The following is a 19215-nucleotide window of genomic DNA, read 5'->3' on the forward strand; positions in this document are numbered from 1 at the left end:
TGGTCGCCTCCCTCGTCTTGTAGATTCGAACGAAAGGCGGAGATCAGCAACCTCACCGTTTCCCCCTGGAAACGCCGGCGACAGATCTTTGGCCATGACCGGCAACAACGAGACAGATCGGCGGCGACGAGATGCGGCTGCGCGCACTGCTGGACAACGACGCGCTGGGGCTGCGGCTGCTCGGCGGCGAGGACGAGCTCGACCGCGGGGTCCGTGGCGTGATGACCACGGACCTGCGTGACCCCAGCCGGTACCTGTCCGGCGGCGAACTGGTGCTCACCGGGCTCGCCTGGCGGCACGGCGCGGAGGACTCGGAGCCGTTCGTCCGGATCCTCGCCGCCGCGCAGGTCGCTGGGCTCGCCGCGGGCGAAGCGGAACTCGGCGACATTCCCGACGATCTTGTCCAGGCGTGTTTGCGCCACCGGCTGCCGCTGTTCGCAGTGAACGAATCCGTCGCGTTCGCGACGATCACCGAGTACGTCGTACGGCAGGTCTCCGGCGAACGCGCCGGAGACCTCGCGGCAGTCGTCGACAGACACAGGCGCCTGATGACGTCCGGTCCGGCGGGCGGCGGCCCCGACGCGGTACTGGACCTGCTCGGCTCGGACCTGGACCTCCGGGCATGGGTCCTGTCCGCCACCGGACGGCAGATCGCCGGCGTCGGAGAGGGGCTGCCGCCGGAGGTCGCCGCGACCCTCGCCGGCGAACACCTCGCCGCCGTACGCACCGGCCGGCGCGCCCCGCACCGGACCGTCGTCCGCGGAGCGGCCTACTCCCTCTTCCCGATCCGGAACACCGGAAGGGGCGCCGCGCCGGCCGTCAGGGACGTACGGGAGGGCGTGCTCTCCGACTGGCTGCTGGCCGTGGAGGCGGACGCCGCCGACTGGCCGGAGGCACGGCTCGACCTGCTCCAGGGCGTCACCCAGCTGATCGCCGTGGAAAGGGACCGGCGCGAGGCGGCCCGCACGGTACGGCGGCGGCTCGCCCAGGAGGTCCTGGAACTCGTACAGACCGGCGCGGCCCCCGCCGAGATCGCGGCACGGCTACGGGTCGCCGCACCCGTGCTGCTACCGGGCCTCGGCGCGGCACCGCACTGGCAGGTGATCGTCGCCCGCGTGGACTGGGGCGCCGACTCGACCGTCGGGACCGGGCCGGTGGCCCAGTCGCTCCTCGAGGAGATCCTCGTCGACCCGTCGGCCGCCGGGGCCGAATCCGCCGACCGGATCGCGGTCGCCCACACCGGCGACGAGGCGATCGCCCTCGTGCCACTGCCGGTCGTGGGCCTCGCCGGCCTCGAGGACGAGGACCCGCCCCCGGTCGACGCCGGACTGCACGCCGACGTGCTCCTCGAGTCCGTACGCGCCCCGCTGACCGCCGGTCTGGCCGACGACGGACGCCTCACGCTGGGCGTCAGCGCGGCCGTGCACTCGGCGGAGGCCCTGCGCGGCGCCCTCGAGGAGGCCCGCCACGCCCGCCGGGTGGCCGCGGCACGGCCCGGCCGGGTGTGCGCCGCGGGCCACCACGAACTCGCCTCGCACGTACTGCTGCTGCCGTTCGTCCCCGACGACGTCCGCCGGGCCTTCACGGCCCGCCTGCTCGACCCGCTGCGGGACTACGACCGCCGCCACCGCGCGGAGCTCATCCCCACGCTGGAGGCGTTCCTCGACTCCGACGGCTCCTGGACCCGGTGCGCGACACGCCTGCACCTGCATGTGAACACGCTGCGGTACCGGGTGGGCCGCATCGAGCAGCTGACGGGGCGTGACCTGTCGCGCCTGGAGGACAAGCTGGACTTCTTCCTGGCGTTGCGGATGAGCTGAGGGGGTGGCTGGGCGGGGAGGGGAACAGGCTCCGCCCGCCTACGCCCCCCGCGCCAGCACCCTCGCGAACGCGCCGCCCTCCGCCGTCAGTTCCGCCCACGTCCCCGTCTGCACGACCCGTCCCGACTCCAGCACCGCCACCCGGTCCGCGCTGCGGATCGTCGACGGGCGGTGGGCCACGACCACGGTCGTGCGCAGGGGCGCGCCGGACGTCAGCGCCGACGACACCGCCGCGTCACCCTCGGTGTCGAGGTTGGCCGTCGTCTCGTCCAGGACCAGCACACGCGGGCGCGTCAGCAGGGCGCGGGCGAGGCCGATACGGGCACGCTGGCCGCCGGAGAGGGTCGTGCCGCGTTCACCGACGCGCGTCTCGTGCCCGTCGGGCAGTTCCGTGGCGATCCGGTCGACGCCGGCCACCCGCACCGCCTCCTCCGCGAAGGCCGCCGCGTCCGCGTCGGGAGCATCTCGCCGCAGACCCGACCGGGCGGCTGCTCGCCGTCACCACCGGACTCGGCCGCAACTGGGAGGCGTGGAGCGACCTGCTGACAGCCGTGGACTCGGCGCACCGGGGGGACCGCGTTCGGTGCGGGTCCGCACACGCGTGGGCGAGCCCGGCGTCAACGTCCTCGGTGGCACCGGCGAGGAGGACGCGCTCGTCGTCCTGCGCCACCGCGAGCCGGGCTCGCTCACCGCCTACCGGCACGCCGATCTGATGAGCGCCGCGCCGGCCTGCCCGCCCGCCGTACCCGCGGCCGAACTGCCGCTCGCCGACGACGACGGGCACGGCGACGCCCACGACCCCGTGTCCGGTCGGCTGTTCGCGGCCACCGGCTCCGGGGTCCGGCGCGCCCGTCGCGACGACGGCGCCCTGGTGGCGGAGGAGCCGCTGTCGTGGGCCGGCGAAGGACGCGGCTACCTGCGTCTCGATCCCGCACGCCGGACGCTGTGGTCATGCGTACGGGGCGGGCCGGGCGGACCCGGGCCGCTGGCCGGAGTGGACCAACGACGCCTGGTGGCACTCGCTGGAGCACGACACCACCGGGCGCCTTCCGCTCGGCCCTGGGCTCGTCCTCCGTCTCGCGGTCTCCGCGCGCCACGCCGCCTACGCCCGCGTGCACCCCGACGGCGACGAACTCGTCCTCGTCGCGACGGACTCGGACTCCCCCGCCGTAGCCGCCCGGCTGCCGCTGCCCGCGATGGACGGCGCACCCCGGCCCGGCGGCACGCCGTGGGACGGGGTGCAGCGCCGGGCGATCGCCGCGTCACCCGGATCATCACTCGTCGCCGTCACCCGTGGGGGTCATGGAGAGATCCACTTGATTGACGCCGGCGCGACCCCTGGCACATCCCCCCAGGTGACGACCTTGCAGGTGCCCACACCGCTCAACGACGGGGGTCATCTCGCCCTGATCTCCCCGGGCGACGGCGCCCATGGTGACCCGGTCGGCCGCCGAAAGATTGTGAATTGATTCACCTGAACCCTTGGCCAGGCGTGCGGATCCGTGCTGAGATGCCGTCTGACTCAACAGCTCGATGGCGTGCTCGGGGAGGGCAAGTGGCGCATACCGCCATGTCTGGTTCCGGAACCACAGCAGGTGACGATCCACTCCAGACCGCGGTATGGCGGCTGCGTTCGCGCGGCTGTTGGACCGATGCGGCGGCGCTGCTCGCGCCCCGTGCCGCGGACCCCGCGGCGGCGCTGGAACGGGCCGGACTGCTCGTCGAGCGCTGCCTGTTCACCTGCGAGGGCTGGGCGGAGGCGGAGGACGCGCTGCGCACGGCGGAAGCCGTCGCCCGCGACGACGAGGAACGCGGTGGCGCCGCGAGCGAGCGCGGCCGACTGGCCTACGCGGCGACCCGTCTCGGCGTACGGGACCGGGCCGACGAGGCCCGCTCCGCGCTCGGCAGGGCGACCGCGCTGCTCTCCCCCGCCTCTCCGAGACGCCCGCTGCTCGACTTCCGGCGCGGACTGGTGTCCGAGCACATCGCGGACGCCCCGCAGGCGGCCCTCGCCGCCTACCAGCGTGCCCACGCCGGCGCGAAGGCGCAGAACGACCCGCTGCTGCTGTCGTTCACCTGGCAGCAGCAGGCCGGACTCGCCCTGCGGGAAGGCGAGTTGGCGCAGGCCCGGCACGGCTTCTCCGAGTGCCTGCGCATCCGGGAGGACCTCGGTTACCTGATCGGCACCGCGCCGGCGCTCGCCGGGCTCGCGGACTGCGAGCCGGAGCCGGAGGCGGGCCGCCTGCGTTCCGAGGCGCGCAGGCTGTTCCGGCTGCTGGGCGGCGTGCCGGTGTGGCTGGGCGCGCAGTTGTCGCCCGTGGTGCCTCCACAGCCGTCGGTGGCCGAGCCCGAGCCCGCGGGCCAGTGAGGACCCGCCGCAGGGAAGGCGACGTCCCCGAGCCGCGCAGCCGGTGGGACGAGATCACCACCGGCCTGTGGGTCGGCGGTCACGTCTGGGCGGACACCGGCGGCCGGCACCAGGACGTCGTGGTCGCCGACGAGTTCGACGTCGTGATCAGCCTCTACACCCGCGAGGGCCACGGCCCCGCCGAGGGTGTGGAGCATCATGTCGTCCCCATCCCCGACGACTGGCTGACCGCCGACGAGATCGACCGGGTGCGCCGGGTGGCGCTGACGGCCGCCGACGCCGTGCGGGCGGGCCGCCGGGTGCTGGTGCGCTGCTATTCCGGCTACAACCGTGCCGGGCTGGTGGCCGCCCAGACCCTCATCGAGCTGGGACATGACGCCGAGGGCGCCATCGACCGGGTCAGACTGCGGCGTTCGCCGTGGGCGCTGCACAATGCGGCGTTCGAGCAGTACCTGCTCACCGGACTGGACATCGCCTCGCTGCTGTCCGGACTGGAGCCACCGCCCGCAAGTTGATCACGTCACCCAGGCGAGGACCCGCTGCGGATTCATGGCGAGCAGCACCAGGACGACCACGACGCCCGCCCAGACGAATCCGCGCGCCCTGCTGCGCGGTTTCACGGTCGGCGGCCGGCCGGGCCACTCCCGCCACCCGTCCGGCCTCGCCTCCACCGGCTTCCCGCGGCGTGCCCAGCGCGTCAACCGGCCCTGCCGCCGGGCGGCCTCCTCGTCGGCCCGCCGCAGCCGTTCGGTGACCATTCGCGCCCTGGCGGACGGTTCCTTGGGCGCGGCCGGCCGCGCGGGCCCCTCGCTCTCGAGCTGGAACCTCGCCCACTCCTCGTCGGATATGGACGACTCCGGCACCTCCGGAGATTCCGCGGTCATGTCGGCCCCCACCTGTCGGACAACTCGAACGGACACCCTAATGCAGCCTGGCCGAGGCCCTGTTGGAGAGGTGGCCGTCGGCCGGGTCAGCGGGGCCGGAGACGGACCAGGGTCTCGTCCGTGCCGACCCACAGAGCTCCGTCGGCTGTGACGGCGACGGCCCGGATCGCCGGACCCGGGCGGAACGTGAGCACGTCGCGCCTCCGCTGGCGGTGCAGTTCCGCCAGGCCGTCCGCCCAGGCGACCGCGAGGGCCGGCCCCTCGGGCGTCGGTCCCGTGTGCAGGGCGACGACCGGCGCAGGCCGCTGCGACACGGTCGATCCGTACCCGCCGCCCGCGGGCGACCAGGCGCGGACTGCTCCGTCCGCGCCCCCGGTCCGGACCGCGAGCGAGGGTGACGCGGTGGCGGCAAGAGCGGTGACACGGCCGGAGTGCAGAGCCGCCTGGTGGAGGCCGTCCGAGCCGAAGGCGTGCACCGAGCCCATCCGGTCGCCGACCAGCACGACGTCCGCCGCCGCCGCGAGCGCCGTGCCCGGATGACGGGCGAGGGTGGCGGCGACGGCCTTCGTCAGCGCGGTCCCGGTGCCGCCGTGCCGGTGGAGCCGGCCGCGTTCGTCCAGGAGGAGGACCGTGTCCTCCCTCAGCACGGCGGCGGCCTTGACCCGGGTTGCCGTCGACTGCTGCCGGACACCGTCGGGAAGGACGCGCACCCCACCGCCCGGATCGGCCACGACCAGCGCGCCGTCCGGCAGGACGGTCAAGGCGGCGACCTTGCGGGGCCGGACCCACTCCATGCGCCAGGGCGCTGCCTCGGCGGACCGTGCCAGTGCCTGCCGTACCCGCGGCTCCGCATCCGCCGGCAGGGCGGTCTGCAGGACCAGGGCACGCAGGGCCGGGTCCTGGTCGCGGATCAGTGACTGGCCGGCCCGCAGCCAGGCACCGCGCAGGCCGCCGCACTCGTCGTCGGCCGACTCGTAGGCGGCGGTCACCCGCACGGGGTCGGCCGCGCAGACCGCTTCCGCGTCGGCCGTGTCCACGGGCCCGTCGTCACAGGGCTTGCTGACAGGGGTGTGGTCGTCGGGAGCTTCCACGACCACCCGTACGTGACCGAACTCCCGGAGCACGTCGGCCAGTTCCGACACTTGGGCGGGATCGTGGCCCGCGCCGCCGAGCCGCACGGTGCGCGGCGGAGCCGCCAGCAGCGCGGACAGCAGTTCGGCGGGGGTGCCCGCCACGACGCCCAGTTGGTTCGCCACCGCCCACACCGTGCCGCGCACGTCGTCGTCCCCTCGGGTCCCGGGGCGCGCTCAGATGTCCGAGCCCGCGAAGTGCTCCCGCACCAGCGCCTGGACCACCGTGAGGTCCTGGGCCGCCAGCGCGTCCAACAGCGCCGTGTGTTCCGCCGCGTCCGCGACAAGGTCCGCGCGGCGGGTGGTGGGCGCGCCGCTGAGCGGCCACTGGGAACGCCGGTGGAGATCGTCCGCCACCGTCAGCAGTTGCTCGTTGCCCGCGAGGGCGAGGACCGCCCGGTGGAAGGCGCGGTCGGTCTCCGCGTAGCTCGCCCGGTCGCCGGTCGCGGCCGCGGCGGCCGTCGCCTCTGCCAACGGGCGCAGCGCGCTCCAACGGTCGGCCGGGACGGTGCGGGCCAGCCGCAGCATGACCGGCACCTCGATCAGCGCGCGGACCTCCGCCAGCTCGGCCAGTTCGCGGGCGGTACGCCGGGCGACGCGGAAGCCGCGGTTCGGCACGACCTCGACGGCGCCCTCCATGACCAGCTGCTGCATCGCCTCGCGCACCGGTGTCGCCGACACGCCGTAGCGCTCGCCGAGGACCGGCGCCGAGTAGACCTCGCCGGGGACGAGGTCGCCGTCGACCAGGGCCGTACGCAGGGCGTCGAGGATCTGACCGCGCACCGAATGACGCTGCACGGGACGGGGGGCCGGGGGCTCGCTGTGGGTGTGCTCGCCGCGGACCTGTTCCTGGGCGGCCCCGGGACGGCCCTGCGCGGGCACGCGGAGGGAGGCGTACGGCTGCGGAACGGCGAGGTCACGCGCTCTGGCCTGTTCCACTCGGGTCCTCCTCCGGCAGTCCGCCCGGCCCGGCTGGCGGATGCGGGGCTCTGAGTGCACGATAGGCGGCCCGGGCCACAGTTCAAACATCGAGATCATCGGGTAAGGTAAGGCTTACCTGCTAACGATCGCGATGCGGTGGTCCCCAGCATGACCGTTCCTGCACTGATGCCCGGCCTCACCTCCCCCGTTACGGACGCCTACGCCCGTCTCGCCGAGGTCTTCCCCGGGCTGCGCGTGAAGGAGCTCACGGACGACCGCCCGACGCCCGACGGCGCCGGCTGGGTCCGGGCGGCCGACCTGGCGGCCGGCGGCGCCCCGCTCGACACCTTCCTCGCCTGGGACAACGCCCAGGTGCTCCGGGACTACGGGCAGCAGGCCCGCCCCGACGTCGTCGCCAGCTTCGGTCTGCACCGCTACGCCTGGCCCGCCTGCCTCCTGGTCACCGTCCCGTGGTTCCTGGTGCGCAGGGTGCCGAGGGTCCCGGTCGAAGACGTCTCCTTCCAGCGTGCGCTGGGTCACATGACGGTACGGATCCGGGAGTTCGCCTGCCTGCCGGACGACCCCGCCGCACAGCTGCCCGGCGCCCGCGTCGTACCGGACGAGGAGGCGCTGCGCGACGAGGTCCGCGCGGCCGTCGCCGAGCACATCGGACCGGTCCTCGACGGCTTCGGAGCCCGGATGCGCCGCGGCAAGCGGGCCCTGTGGGGGATGGCGACCGACGAGATCGTCGAGGGCCTGTGGTACGTCGCCCACCTGCTCGGCGAGGAGCAGCGCGCGGTGGCGGAGCTCGAGCAGTTGCTGCCGGGCACGACCAAGCCGTACGTGGGCACCGCCGGGTTCCGCGAGCTGACGGGTCCGAACGGCGAAGCGCTGCCGACCCGCGACCGGGCCAGCTGCTGCCTGTTCTACACGCTGCGGCCGGAGGACACCTGTGTCACCTGCCCGCGCACCTGCGACGCCGACCGGGTCGCCCGCCTTCAACAGACCGCGTGATTCCACGCCACCTTTTCGAGTGGCATCAATTCGAACGTAACTCGCGCTGCCCACGCGCCAGTTCGAGCAGATCGCACCTATTCGCGTACGGGACGGCCCCGTTGGCGTTCTCTTGCTCGGAAAGCCCCTGGGTGTCCCCCGCGTTCGGCAATATGGCGGCCGAAACGCCCTACCGCGATGCAAGGGACACCGCACATGAGACTGACCGACATATCGCTGGACTGGCTGCTTCCGGGCGCCGTGATGATCCTGGGAGTCCTGGCGGCGGTGGCGGTGCTCGCGCGCGGCAAGCGCGCCGGTGACAAGGCCGCGGCCGATGACTCGTGGGAGCGCAGCGAGGAGCGCCGCAGGCGCAAGGAGGCCGTCTACGGAACCGCCTCCTACGTACTCCTCTTCTGCTGCGCCGCCGTCGCGGCGGCACTCTCCTTCCACGGACTGGTGGGCTTCGGCCGGCAGAACCTGAACCTGACCGGCGGCTGGGAGTACCTGGTGCCGTTCGGCCTCGACGGGGCGGCCATGTTCTGCTCCGTCCTCGCCGTACGGGAGGCCAGCCACGGTGACGCGGCCCTCGGCTCCCGGCTCCTGGTGTGGACGTTCGCGGGCGCGGCGGCCTGGTTCAACTGGGTGCACGCGCCCAGAGGCCTCGACCACGCGGGCGCACCGCAGTTCTTCGCGGGCATGTCGCTGTCCGCCGCCGTCCTGTTCGACCGGGCGCTGAAGCAGACCCGCCGGGCGGCGCTGCGCGAGCAGGGGCTGGTGCCCCGGCCGCTGCCGCAGATCCGGATCGTACGGTGGCTGCGGGCGCCCAGGGAGACCTTCGCGGCCTGGTCGCTGATGCTCCTCGAGGGCGTGCGGACCCTGGACGAGGCGGTCGACGAGGTGCGCGAGGACCGGCGGCAGAAGCAGCAGAACCGGATGCGCCGACGCGACCGGGAGAAGCTGGAGCGCGCCCAGATCAGGGCCCTCAACCGGCAGCACCGCAGCTGGGGCCTGGGCCGGGCGGACCGGGGAACGCAACTGCCCGCCCTCGGACCGGCCACCGGCGGCTCCCAGCAGCCGGGGAGCTCGTCCTCGTCCGTCGTGGAGCCTGTCATAGCGGAGCCCGGACAACTGCCCCTGCGGGCCCGGCCGTCGCTCCAGGCGCTCAAGCCGGAACCCGTCACGGTCGACCTCACGGCCGAGGACGACACCCAGGCCCTGCCACGTCTCGACTCCCTGGAGCGCAAACTCAAGGATCTGGAGCAGCAGTTCGGCTGAAGCGGACCCTGCGGCCGGGAACGGCCTCGCCGGACCTGGCCAGGGCTCCTGGCGCGGCGTCCGGTCGGGGTCTGCAACGGGAAGCCGCCGGTCAGCGGTCTAAGGTCCAGGGGCCGCTGGTCAGGCCGCCTGCGCGTGCAGCTCGAACCAGATCACCTTGCCCACCCCCTGGGCCGTACGCACGCCCCACGCGTCGGCCAGGCGCTCCACCAGTACCAGCCCCCTGCCGCCCGTACCGAGCTCGGCGGTCGGTATGTCCGGCACGGGCAGCCCTGCCATGAAGTCCTGGACCTCCACGTGGAGGCGCGAGTCCTCGACGGTGGCCGTCACCACCGCTCCGTGGTCGGTGTGGATCAGGGCGTTGGTCACCAGCTCGCTGGCGAGCAGCTCGGCCACGTCGGCCGCATCCGCCGTGCCGTCCTCCGCCCGCTCCGGCCACTTGCCCAACAGGTCGCGTAACGCGTGCCGCACTTCGGGCACGGCCGTGAGATCGCCGTTGCCGAGTCTGCGATGCAGTCGGCCCCGGACCGCGCCCCCGTGACGTCCAGTCATCTTCCCCCACCCACATCGGAACGAGCTTTGGCTTCGTAGCGTCACCGGATGCATGCCCCGCCGGGGGGACACCACTCATGCCGATTGCGTCAGTTCCCCGACCCGGACGCCGATGCCTGGGGCCGCTAACAGACGTAAGGACGGTCACCCCGAGGCGTTCACCTGCCCGGTGAGCGGCACGGACGCGGCACCCCCGGGCCGCCCGCCGCCGACGGCATGCCGATGGCCGGATACGCACGCTCCACCGGTCCTCGTCCCGGCGACCGGCAGTGCTGGACGGGCGCTTGTCCCCGGCCCGCCCTCCGCCGGCGGCCTTGCGCGGTCAGGGCCTCGGCACGTTCCGCAGGTTCGAGCGGGCCATCTGCACCATCCGGCCCACCCCGCCGTCCAGCACGATCTTGCTGGCCGAGAGGGCGAAACCGGTCACCATCTCGGCGCTGATCCTCGGCGGGATGGACAGCGCGTTCGGGTCGGTGACGACGTCGACCAGCGCCGGGCCCTTGTGCCTGAAGGCGTCCTTGAGCGCGCCCGCGAGCTGCTTGGGTTTCTCCACCCGTACCCCGTAGGCACCGGCTGCGCGGGCGACCGCCGCGAAGTCCGGGTTGCGGTAGGAGGTACCGAAGGACGGCAGGCCCGCCACCAGCATCTCCAACTCCACCATCGACAGTGCCGAGTTGTTGAACAGCACGATCTTCACCGGCAGGTCGTACTGGACCAGGGTGAGGAAGTCGCCCATCAGCATGGTGAACCCGCCGTCGCCCGACATGGAGACGACCTGCCGGTCACGGTCGACGAACTGGGCGCCGATGGCCTGCGGCAGGGCGTTCGCCATCGAGCCGTGGCTGAACGAACCGATGATGCGACGGCGGCCGTTGGGTGAGATGTAGCGGGCGGCCCATACGTTGCACATGCCGGTGTCCACGGTGAACACGGCGTCGTCGTCGGCCAGTTCGTCGAGGACGGCGGCGACGTACTCGGGATGGACGGGGACGTGCTTGTCGACCTTGCGGGTGTAAGCCTTGACCACGCCCTCCAAGGCGTCGGCGTGCTTCTTCAGCATCTTGTCCAGGAACCGACGGTCCGCCTTGGCCCGCACCTTCGGGGTGAGACAGCGCAGGGTCTCGCGTACGTCGCCCCACACGGCGAGATCCAGCTTGGAACGGCGGCCGAGATGCTCCGGCCTGACGTCGACCTGTGCGATCTTGACGTCGTCCGGGAGGAAGGCGTTGTACGGGAAGTCCGTGCCGAGGAGGAGGAGCAGATCGCACTCGTGAGTGGCCTCGTAGGCGGCGCCGTAGCCGAGCAGGCCGCTCATGCCCACGTCGTAGGGGTTGTCGTACTGGATCCACTCCTTGCCACGGAGCGCATGACCGACGGGCGACTTGATGCGCTCCGCGAACTGCATGACCTCGGCGTGCGCGCCGGCCGTGCCGCTGCCGCAGAAGAGCGTGACGCGCTCGGCGTCGTCGATCATCCGGGCCAGCTTGTCGATCTCCGCGTCGCCGGGGCGGGCGGTGGGGCGGGTCGTGACCAGGGCGTGCTCGATCGACTTCTCGGGCGCCGGGCGGTCCGCGATGTCGCCCGGCAGGGACACCACGCTCACCCCGCCGCGGCCGACGGCGTGCTGGATCGCCGTCTGGAGCAGCCGGGGCATCTGCTGGGGACTGGAGATCAGCTCGCTGTAGTGACTGCACTCGCGGAACAGCTGGTCGGGATGGGTCTCCTGGAAGTATCCGAGGCCGATCTCGCTGGAGGGGATGTGCGAGGCGAGAGCGAGGACGGGCGCCATGGACCGGTGCGCGTCGTACAGGCCGTTGATGAGGTGCAGGTTGCCGGGCCCGCAGGAGCCGGCGCAGGCGGCCAGCTTTCCGGTGATCTGGGCCTCCGCGCCGGCCGCGAACGCCGCGGCCTCCTCGTGCCTGACCTGGATCCAGTCGATGCCCGCGGTGCGGCGGACCGCGTCGACGACGGGGTTGAGGCTGTCGCCGACGACGCCGTAGAGCCGCTGGACTCCGGCGCGGACGAGGATGTCGACGAACTGCTCCGCCACGTTCTTCCTGGCCATGGGGTGCGCGCCCTTTCTCCGTGGAGGTCCTGGACGTCTGCGGGACGTCCGCCCGGGCCCCTCCGTACGTCGAGGCCCGTCGCTCCATCAACCCATGGCCGGGCCGGTCGCGCCCGTGCGGTTACGCCTGCGCGGTCATGCCTCCCACACCGCGACCGCCGTCCGGTCGTCGGCGTAGCCCTTCACCCTGAGCTGTGTATCGGCGAGGAACTGCGCCATCCCGGGCGGCTCCGGACCGCGCCAGCGCTCGGCGAGCTCCTTCACGAGCGCCGCCTCGCCGCGCACCGGGGCCGCGAGGCCCGGGCTGCAGAGCAGCAGCGTGTCACCCGGGCGGGCCACGGACGCACGGAAGCGGAACGGCTCGGCCACCGGGGGCGGCGGGGCCTCGATGTACGGAGCCGGACCGGTGGGGATGCCGAGGTCCATGGTGAGCCGGTCACCGTCGGGCGTGGCTTCCGGCACGGCGGACCCGAACCCGACGACGGGTGCGCCGGTGACGTCGGCCCGGTCGGGGACGGGCGGCTCGAGATCCTGCCAGACACCGTCCCGCAGCCGGAACAGTCCTCCCCCGCCGACGCCGAAGAAGACGCGGGTGCGGCAGGCGGGGTCGGCGGAGAGCAGCAGACACCGCAGCCCGGACGTGTACGCCTCCGGCTCCACTCCGAGCTCGGCGGCGCGGGCGCGGAGCCTGCCCAGGCTGCGGTCGGTGAGCCGGTGCAGTCCGGACTTGAGGTCCCCGCGCCGGCCGGCCCTTATGTCCTCGGCCAGCCGGGCGTGACTGCGGCCGACGGCCCGGCCGATCCACCGGCAGGCGTCGGCGGCGGCGAGATGCGCGGTGTCCGAGCCGCGGATCCCGCCGGCCACGGCGACGAGTACCAGCGCGGCGGGCCCGGTGCCGAACCGGGCGGTGAGCAGGGCGTCGCGGCGCGGCTCACCACGGAAGCGTGCGGAGTCGCCCCGTACGGAGGCGGCCCGCAGCGTGTACGTGCCGTACGTGGCGCCGTCGAGCACCGTGTCGGCGACGAGTTGGTCCAGTGCGTCCGTCTCGGCGGCGGGAAGCGCGGTCGGCTCCGCGTCGTAGGTGGGCGGCCCGTCGCCGACGACGCCGCCGCGCGGCGCCTGCGCAGGTACGACCGCCCGCGGCGCCGCCGCCGCGGACCTGCGTGCGTCGTCCCCGGCGGGGGCCGGGCGGCGTGGCGGCGGACCTTCACGTGGATCGCTTCCGGCGGCCGGCTGCGCCTGTGCCGACCCGGCCGGCCGCGTTGGGGGCCCACCGGCGGGACGGTCCCCGGCAGTGGATCCGGACGCCGCCCGCCCATTGTCGCGCGGATCGCCGGCCACGGCCGACCGGCCTGGCCGCCTGTCCGGCCGGGGCGGCGCGCCGGCGCCTTCCAGGCCGGACGGCGGGCTGTTCATGGGCGGGGTCCGGGCCGGCGGTGCGACGGCCGCCCCGCGCGGGTCTTCACCGGCCGGCGCGGCACCGGAACCGGTGTGCGCCGAGGCTGCGCCCGGGTCAGGTGGTCGCGTCGCCGGAGCGGGCGGCGCGCCTGCGCCGGGTGGCGCGTGTCGGACAGGCGGCACCGGGTCGTCCGCGGCCACGTCCCCGGGCAGGCCCGTCGCGGTCGCAGGCGCTGCTGAAGCCGCTCCTGACGCCTCGTCACGAACAGAGCCGCCGCCAGGGACCACGTCCCCGGGCAGCCGCGTGGCATCGGCCGGAGGCGCGGGAGCCGCGCCGGGCGGAGGGTCGCCGGGTAAGCGCGTCGGCGGCGCGGGCGACGGGAGGGCCGCACTCTGCGGCGCGTCCCCGGCGCCGGGTCCGCGCGTCGCGGGGGACGGCGGTGGTCCCGCCGGGCGGTCGGGGACCGAGGGGGTCCGCGCCGGGCCGCCGGTCGCGGGGCCGTCGCCACGGACACCCCGCTCCCCCACGCGCCCCGCGGGCGGTGGCGGTGGGGGGTCCCACCACGCGTGCGGGCGGGTGGTCACCGTGCCCGATGCCGAGACGAAGCGGTCGTCCAGAGAATCGGCGGACGCGGTCGGGCGGCCGGTGTCCGCGGCGGAGTCGTCGTACAGCCGGCTCCACCAGTCGTCCTCGGTGGTAGGCCTGTTGGGCCTGTCCCCCTGCTCACTCATGCCCTTATTGTCGACCGCACTCAGGGCCAGAAAACGGGCATTGACGAAAAGACACCCGCCAAAGGTCCGCCGGGCGGCCCAACCCCCCACGGGAAGGACGCCCGGCGGACCGGTCGTGATCGGCGCTTCTGCGCGTCAGCGCACCGCGTAGGCGTCGACCACGAGCTGGGTGACGGAATTGCCGTGGGCGTCCGTCAGTTCGGTTCTCAGGGTGACCGCCTTGCCGGATGTGCCCGCGTGGTTCACGGTCGCGTTCCAGGCGCCGTCGCCCTGTCGTTCGGTGGCCGCCTGGGTCCAGGTCTGCCCGCCGTCGTACGAGTACGACAGCTTCGCGCCGGTGAGCGCTCCCGGCCGGTACCCGGCGTGCCCCGTGGCGCTCAGGCCGATCCGCAGGCCGTCGCTCGCGGTGACGGTCTTGAGGCCGTCCTCGGGGAGTTCGTAGCCCGGGAAGAGGAGCGGGATGCCCTGGGAGTACACGTTCTCGTCGAGCTTCGAACGGAACTTCCAGGTCGTCTCGAGATGGGTGGACCGCTTCCAGACCTCCGCCGGCGAGCCGACCTTCATCGTCATCAGGGTCAGTTCGTAGGCGGCGTCACCTGCGGGGACCTCGTAGACACCGAACGGGTACGGGGTCCGGCCGATCTCCTCGCCGTCGCGGACGAGACGGGTGTTGCCGATGTCGCCGAACGACCCCGCCGCGCCCACGTGTTCGCTGTCGCGCCAGAACGCGGGGGCCACTCCGATGAGGTTGCCCTGACGCTCGGCGGCGAGGGCCTGTCCGCCCGTGGCGTCGAGGGGTGCGGCCGGGGCGAGCACGCCGCCGTACCAGCTCTCCTCGCGCCGTTCGCCGGGCTCGTAGGCGCGGGCCGGGTCGGACATGTACTCGCCCCAGGGGAAGCTGGAGGAGACGTGGTGCTCCCATCGCGTGTCGCCGGGGGTGTAGAACTCGGCGCGCTCACCGGGGGCCGGCACCAGGTCGATGCCGGAGACGGACGCCTGGATGCCGCCAGGGCTGTGCGCGACGACGACGTCCCGGTAGTCGGCGGCGACGCCCATCGCGCGGTACGTGGTGTCGTTCCTGGCGAGCTTGCTGTCGCGTACCCGGTAGGTGCGGCCGGAGACGACGGGGCCGCGCTCGGGGAAGCTCAGGTTGTAGACGTACGGGCTCTTGGCGGTGGCCTTCCAGCGCAGGGAGACCGGGCCGTCGGCCAGCCGTTCGAGCAGGAGCCGCGCCTCCGCGGCCTCGATACCGACGACCGGGTGCGGGGCGGTGCCGAAGCCGGTGGTGGGCAGGTAACTGCCGGGCGCGTCACGGTGCGCGACGACGGCGAGTGCGCCGGCCGCCTTGGCGTTGCGTGCCGCAATCGCTGCGCCGGTGCCGCCGTCGGGGACGTGCACGAGGGCGAACCTGCCCTGGACGCCGGCCGCTTCGAGCTCCGCGGGTGTTCCGGTGCCCGCGTCGACGATGCCCGCGGTGCCGGTGCCGTCGAGATTGACCGATCCGGTACTCGCGGCAACGGCACGCAGTCGCGGGCCGCCCTCGACGGCGAGTTCCTCGATCAGCGGGGCGTAGGCGCGCCAGTAGCTGGCGAACTCGAAGTCGCCGTCCTTCGCCCGGCCTTGGACGTCGGCGTAGAAGCCGGTGACCGCGCGGCCGCCGCTGATCGTGCCGGAGTGCAGCCAGGTGTCGTCCCAGCTGCGGGCGAAGCCGAGCGTTCCGACGCGGACCTCGGAGCTGCGGTCGGTCTCGATGCCCAGCCGGTGCGCCTTGCGTGCGTCGAGCACGACGGTCGTGTCCTTCGTCAGTGCGATCTCGGGGCGGCCGAGGTAACTGACGGAGCCGTCGCCGGACGTGACGAAGGAGGAGAGGAGGTACGAGCCGGGGCGGAGCCGGTAGACCTGGTCGGCAGCGCCGTCGTTGAAGCGGCGTTCGCCGGTCGCGTCGTCGGTTCCGATGACGTCCAGCGAGGACGATCCGGCTGCCGGCTCACCCTCGCGGTCGACGAGCTTGACGCGCAGGCTGACCGTTTCGGGCTGCACGTACAGCGAGAACGGCGTGGAGACGCCGACGCCGTCACCGGTGGCGACGACGCGGCCGGTGATGTCCCCGTACTGGGCACGTTCGATGCGTGCCGACGGGTCCAGGGTGAGCGGGATCGCGACGGTCGCACCGGCGGGGACGGTCACCGAGCGGGCACCGAGCCTGGCGATGCCGGAGCGGACGGGCGAGCCGTCGTTGCCGGTCACCTTCCGTACGGCCAGGTCGAGGCGCACGGGCTCGTCGCCGCTGTTGGTGTAGGGGATCCGGACGGTGGTCCGGTCGCTGTCGTCCTGCGGCCAGTTGAAGGTGCCGCCCTGAACGGCGGGCGCACCGGTCACGGTCGTGTCGACGGCCGCCTTCACGTCGAGCCGGCCGCCACCGGTCTCGCGTACGTCGCCGGGACGGACGACTTGGCGGAGGAGACCAGCGCGGCCTTGATCTGCTGCGCCGTCCAGTCGGGGTGGCGCTGCTTGACGACGGCGGCGGCGCCGGCGACGTGCGGGGTGGCCATGGAGGTGCCGGACATCGACCGGTACGCGTACGGGCCCCGGCCGCCGGCCGCGGCGGCCGAGATGGCGACGCCGGGCGCCGCGATCTCGGGCTTCAGCGTGTGGGAGACGATCGCGGGCCCCCGGCTGGAGAACCGGGCCGTGCTGTCGTCGCGGTCGACGGCGCCGACGGTGAGGACACCGGGCGCGCAGCCGGGCGACGAGACGGTGTTGTGCGACGGGCCGGTGTTACCGGCGGCGACGACGAACAAGGTGCCTTCGCTGCGGGCGAGTTCCTCGGCGGCGGTGCTCATCGGGTCGGTGCAGTCGGTCGGCTGCGGACTGCCGAGGCTCATGGACACGACGTCGGCCTTCTGGTCGACGGCCCACTGCATACCGGCGATGATCCACGACTCGGCGCCGTTGCCGTAGTCGTTCAGGACCTTGCCGCTGAGCAGCTCGGCGCCGGGAGCGACGCCCTTGTTCCTGCCGTCGCTCGCGGCGCCGGAGCCGCCGACGGTGGAGAGCGTGTGGGTGCCGTGCCCATGGCTGTCGCCGGCGGTGGCGGAGTCGGTGAAGTTCTCCGCGGCGGTCACCCGGCCCTTGAGGTCGGGGTGCTCGGCGTCGACGCCGGTGTCGAGGACGGCGACCTTGGTGCCCTTGCCGTCGTATCCGGCGGCCCAGGCCAGGTCGGCCGCGACCTGCTGTGTGGAGCGGTCGAGGGTGGCCTCGACCTTGCGGTCAAGCCAGAGCTTCTTCAGCCCGGCGGCCGACCGGGACCGGGTGTTCGTGACGTCCGCCCAGAAGTCGGCCGCGTGCTTCTTGTCGGCCTTGAGGGCGACCCCGCCGACGGCTTCCAGTACGAGTCCGCGCTTCGCGCCGCGGGGGACGGCCGGGGCGGAACGGGCCACGTCGCCGCCGTAGGTGGCGATCAGCGGCAGTGCCGCGGTGTGCGCGTCGTCGTAGCCCTGGCGGACCAGTCCGGTGACGTTGAAGAGCTGCTCGTCGACGGTGCCTGCCGCCAGCGCGGCGGCGGCGTCCTCCGGGTAGACGTACAGGTCCTGACCCGAGCGCCGGGTCTGCGTCGTGGCCGTGGTGCCGTCGGGACGCGGCAGTACGGTGGCGGACGGCGCGCCTGAGGCGTCCCGGCCGACGAGGACACGGTCCCCGGTCACGAGCGTGACCGTGACCGGCCGCTCCCCCTGCCGTGCGGCGGTCTCGCTGCCGACCGGCGGTCTCTTCTCGGTCGCCTCGTCCTGCGGCCCTGCGGCCGCCGACGGTGCGATCGCCGTGACGGCCAGCACGGCGGCTGTTGCCGCCCCCAGTGCCGTACGCGATATCGGGCGCATCGCTCTCCCCATCTGAATCCGGCCGCAAAAGGACACAAAGGCCCCGCTGCCGGAGGCTGTTGGTGCTGCGGTGGCGGCCACATTGGCAGAGCGGCGGCCGATGCGGGGATGATGTCCGCGGCGGGTTCACGCCGTGGCCGATTTCCGCCACGGCGGCCGACAGACGCATGTCCGGGGAGGGTTTCCGTGCTGGGAGCGATAGGGCTCGACGAAAGACAGGAGTCGGCGTACCGCGCGCTGGTGGCGCTCGGGGCGGCGGAGATCTCCGATCTCGCGCACCGGCTGGCGATGCCGGAGCCGGACACGGAACGGGCCCTGCGCCGGCTGGAGCAGCAGGGACTGGCCGCGCAGTCGTCCGCGCGCACCGGCCGCTGGGTGGCGGCGCCGCCCGGCGTGGCGCTCGGCGCCCTGCTGACGCAGCAGCGGCACGAACTGGAGCAGGCGGAACTGGCGGCGGCGCTGCTCGCGGAGGAGTACCGGGCGGAGTCCGACGAGCCGGCCGTCCACGACCTGGTCGAGGTGGTGACCGGTGCGAGCGCCGTGGTGCACCGCTTCGGGCAGCTTCAGCTCGGCGCGACGGAGGAGGTCTGCGCGCTGGTCACCGGCAACCCCATCGCCGTCAGCGGCATGGACAACGACGCCGAGGAGAACGCCACGTCCAGGGGCGTGGCGTACCGGGTCGTACTGGGACGCGAGGTACTGACGGAGCCCAACAGCATCACCGAACTGTCGGCGGCCCTGAGCCGTGACGAACAGGTCCGGGTGGTCGACCGGGTGCCGACGAAGCTCGTCATCGCCGACCGCACCCTCGCGATGGTGCCCCTGACGGGCCGCGGCGCGGAGCCCGCCGCGCTGGTCGTCCACGCCAGCGGACTGCTGGAGTCGCTGATGGGTCTCTTCGAGGCGGTGTGGCGTGAGGCGCTCCCCCTGCGACTGGGGGCGCGCGGGGTCGAGGAGGACATCTCCGGCCCGGACACCACGGACCTGGAGATCCTCTCGCTCCTCCTGGCCGGCATGACCGACGCGAGCGTCGCCAAGCAGCTGGACCTGGGGCTGCGGACCGTGCAGCGCCGGGTCAAGGGGCTGATGGAGCTCACGGGCGTGACCACCCGCCTCCAGCTGGGCTGGCACGCCTACGCGAAGGGCTGGGTGGCGCGCGACCTGCACGACCGCCTCTGATCCTGCACGCTTGGCAT

At 73.6% G+C, this 19215-nt stretch carries 13 protein-coding genes and 2 pseudogenes; 7 read left to right on the forward strand and 8 right to left on the reverse strand.

The annotated features are described in order from the left end of the window. The first annotated feature begins 131 nt into the window (after positions 1 to 131). Positions 132 to 1820: a PucR family transcriptional regulator ligand-binding domain-containing protein gene (locus tag GLX30_RS07615; protein WP_159685184.1), complete on the forward strand. Its 1689-nt coding sequence runs from the start codon at positions 132 to 134 to the stop codon at positions 1818 to 1820. 39 nt (positions 1821 to 1859) lie between these two features. Here the strand turns inward: GLX30_RS07615 and GLX30_RS07620 are convergent, their stop codons facing one another. Then, positions 1860 to 2237, reverse strand: coding sequence for an ATP-binding cassette domain-containing protein (locus GLX30_RS07620; RefSeq protein ID WP_244258056.1), 378 nt, complete (start codon positions 2235 to 2237; stop codon positions 1860 to 1862). Between the two features lie 41 nt (positions 2238 to 2278). On the opposite strand from GLX30_RS07620, the pseudogene GLX30_RS07625 reads away from it, so the two are divergent. The 3 genes and pseudogenes from GLX30_RS07625 to GLX30_RS07635 form a co-directional block, all read left to right on the forward strand. Then, positions 2279 to 3289: pseudogene (locus GLX30_RS07625) on the forward strand (hypothetical protein); the annotation flags it as partial. A 101-nt stretch (positions 3290 to 3390) separates the two neighbouring features. After that, positions 3391 to 4188 carry a hypothetical protein gene (locus GLX30_RS07630; RefSeq protein ID WP_244258057.1) on the forward strand — a complete coding sequence of 266 codons (798 nt, stop codon included), beginning with the start codon at positions 3391 to 3393 and terminating at the stop codon, positions 4186 to 4188. Further along, positions 4185 to 4703, forward strand: coding sequence for a dual specificity protein phosphatase family protein (locus GLX30_RS07635; RefSeq protein ID WP_159685190.1), 519 nt, complete (start codon positions 4185 to 4187; stop codon positions 4701 to 4703). The genes GLX30_RS07630 and GLX30_RS07635 overlap by 4 nt, the downstream gene beginning before the upstream one ends. Here GLX30_RS07635 and GLX30_RS07640 read toward each other — a convergent pair whose 3' ends face one another. The 3 genes from GLX30_RS07640 to GLX30_RS07650 form a co-directional block, all read right to left on the reverse strand. Then, positions 4704 to 5072, reverse strand: a complete 369-nt coding sequence (locus GLX30_RS07640; protein WP_244258058.1) for a hypothetical protein — start codon at positions 5070 to 5072, stop codon at positions 4704 to 4706. An 86-nt stretch (positions 5073 to 5158) separates the two neighbouring features. After that, a complete protein-coding gene (locus GLX30_RS07645) occupies positions 5159 to 6328 on the reverse strand; it encodes a hypothetical protein (protein ID WP_159685193.1) in 1170 nt (389 codons plus the stop codon). 51 nt (positions 6329 to 6379) lie between these two features. Next, positions 6380 to 7141, reverse strand: coding sequence for a GntR family transcriptional regulator (locus GLX30_RS07650; protein WP_159685196.1), 762 nt, complete (start codon positions 7139 to 7141; stop codon positions 6380 to 6382). Positions 7142 to 7291: 150 nt separating this feature from the next. Between GLX30_RS07650 and GLX30_RS07655 the strand changes: the two genes are divergently transcribed. Further along, complete coding sequence (locus GLX30_RS07655; protein ID WP_159685199.1) at positions 7292 to 8137, forward strand: (2Fe-2S)-binding protein; 846 nt, start codon at positions 7292 to 7294, stop codon at positions 8135 to 8137. Positions 8138 to 8332: 195 nt separating this feature from the next. After that, a complete protein-coding gene (locus GLX30_RS07660) occupies positions 8333 to 9394 on the forward strand; it encodes a DUF2637 domain-containing protein (RefSeq protein WP_159685201.1) in 1062 nt (353 codons plus the stop codon). Positions 9395 to 9514: 120 nt separating this feature from the next. Here the strand turns inward: GLX30_RS07660 and GLX30_RS07665 are convergent, their stop codons facing one another. From GLX30_RS07665 to GLX30_RS07680, 4 genes and pseudogenes are all read right to left on the reverse strand, one after another. After that, positions 9515 to 9946: an ATP-binding protein gene (locus tag GLX30_RS07665; protein ID WP_159685204.1), complete on the reverse strand. Its 432-nt coding sequence runs from the start codon at positions 9944 to 9946 to the stop codon at positions 9515 to 9517. A 322-nt stretch (positions 9947 to 10268) separates the two neighbouring features. Then, positions 10269 to 12011 carry a pyruvate dehydrogenase gene (locus tag GLX30_RS07670; RefSeq protein WP_159685207.1) on the reverse strand — a complete coding sequence of 581 codons (1743 nt, stop codon included), beginning with the start codon at positions 12009 to 12011 and terminating at the stop codon, positions 10269 to 10271. 135 nt (positions 12012 to 12146) lie between these two features. Then, positions 12147 to 14141, reverse strand: a complete 1995-nt coding sequence (locus GLX30_RS07675; protein WP_159685210.1) for a protein phosphatase 2C domain-containing protein — start codon at positions 14139 to 14141, stop codon at positions 12147 to 12149. A gap of 135 nt (positions 14142 to 14276) precedes the next feature. After that, positions 14277 to 18019, reverse strand: a pseudogene (locus GLX30_RS07680) (S8 family peptidase). A 186-nt stretch (positions 18020 to 18205) separates the two neighbouring features. Between GLX30_RS07680 and GLX30_RS07685 the strand changes: the two are divergent. Continuing rightward, positions 18206 to 19198, forward strand: coding sequence for a LuxR family transcriptional regulator (locus GLX30_RS07685; RefSeq protein WP_159685213.1), 993 nt, complete (start codon positions 18206 to 18208; stop codon positions 19196 to 19198). Positions 19199 to 19215 lie beyond the last annotated feature (17 nt).

The organism is Streptomyces sp. Tu 2975 (genome assembly GCF_009832925.1).
GTDB lineage: Bacteria > Actinomycetota > Actinomycetes > Streptomycetales > Streptomycetaceae > Streptomyces.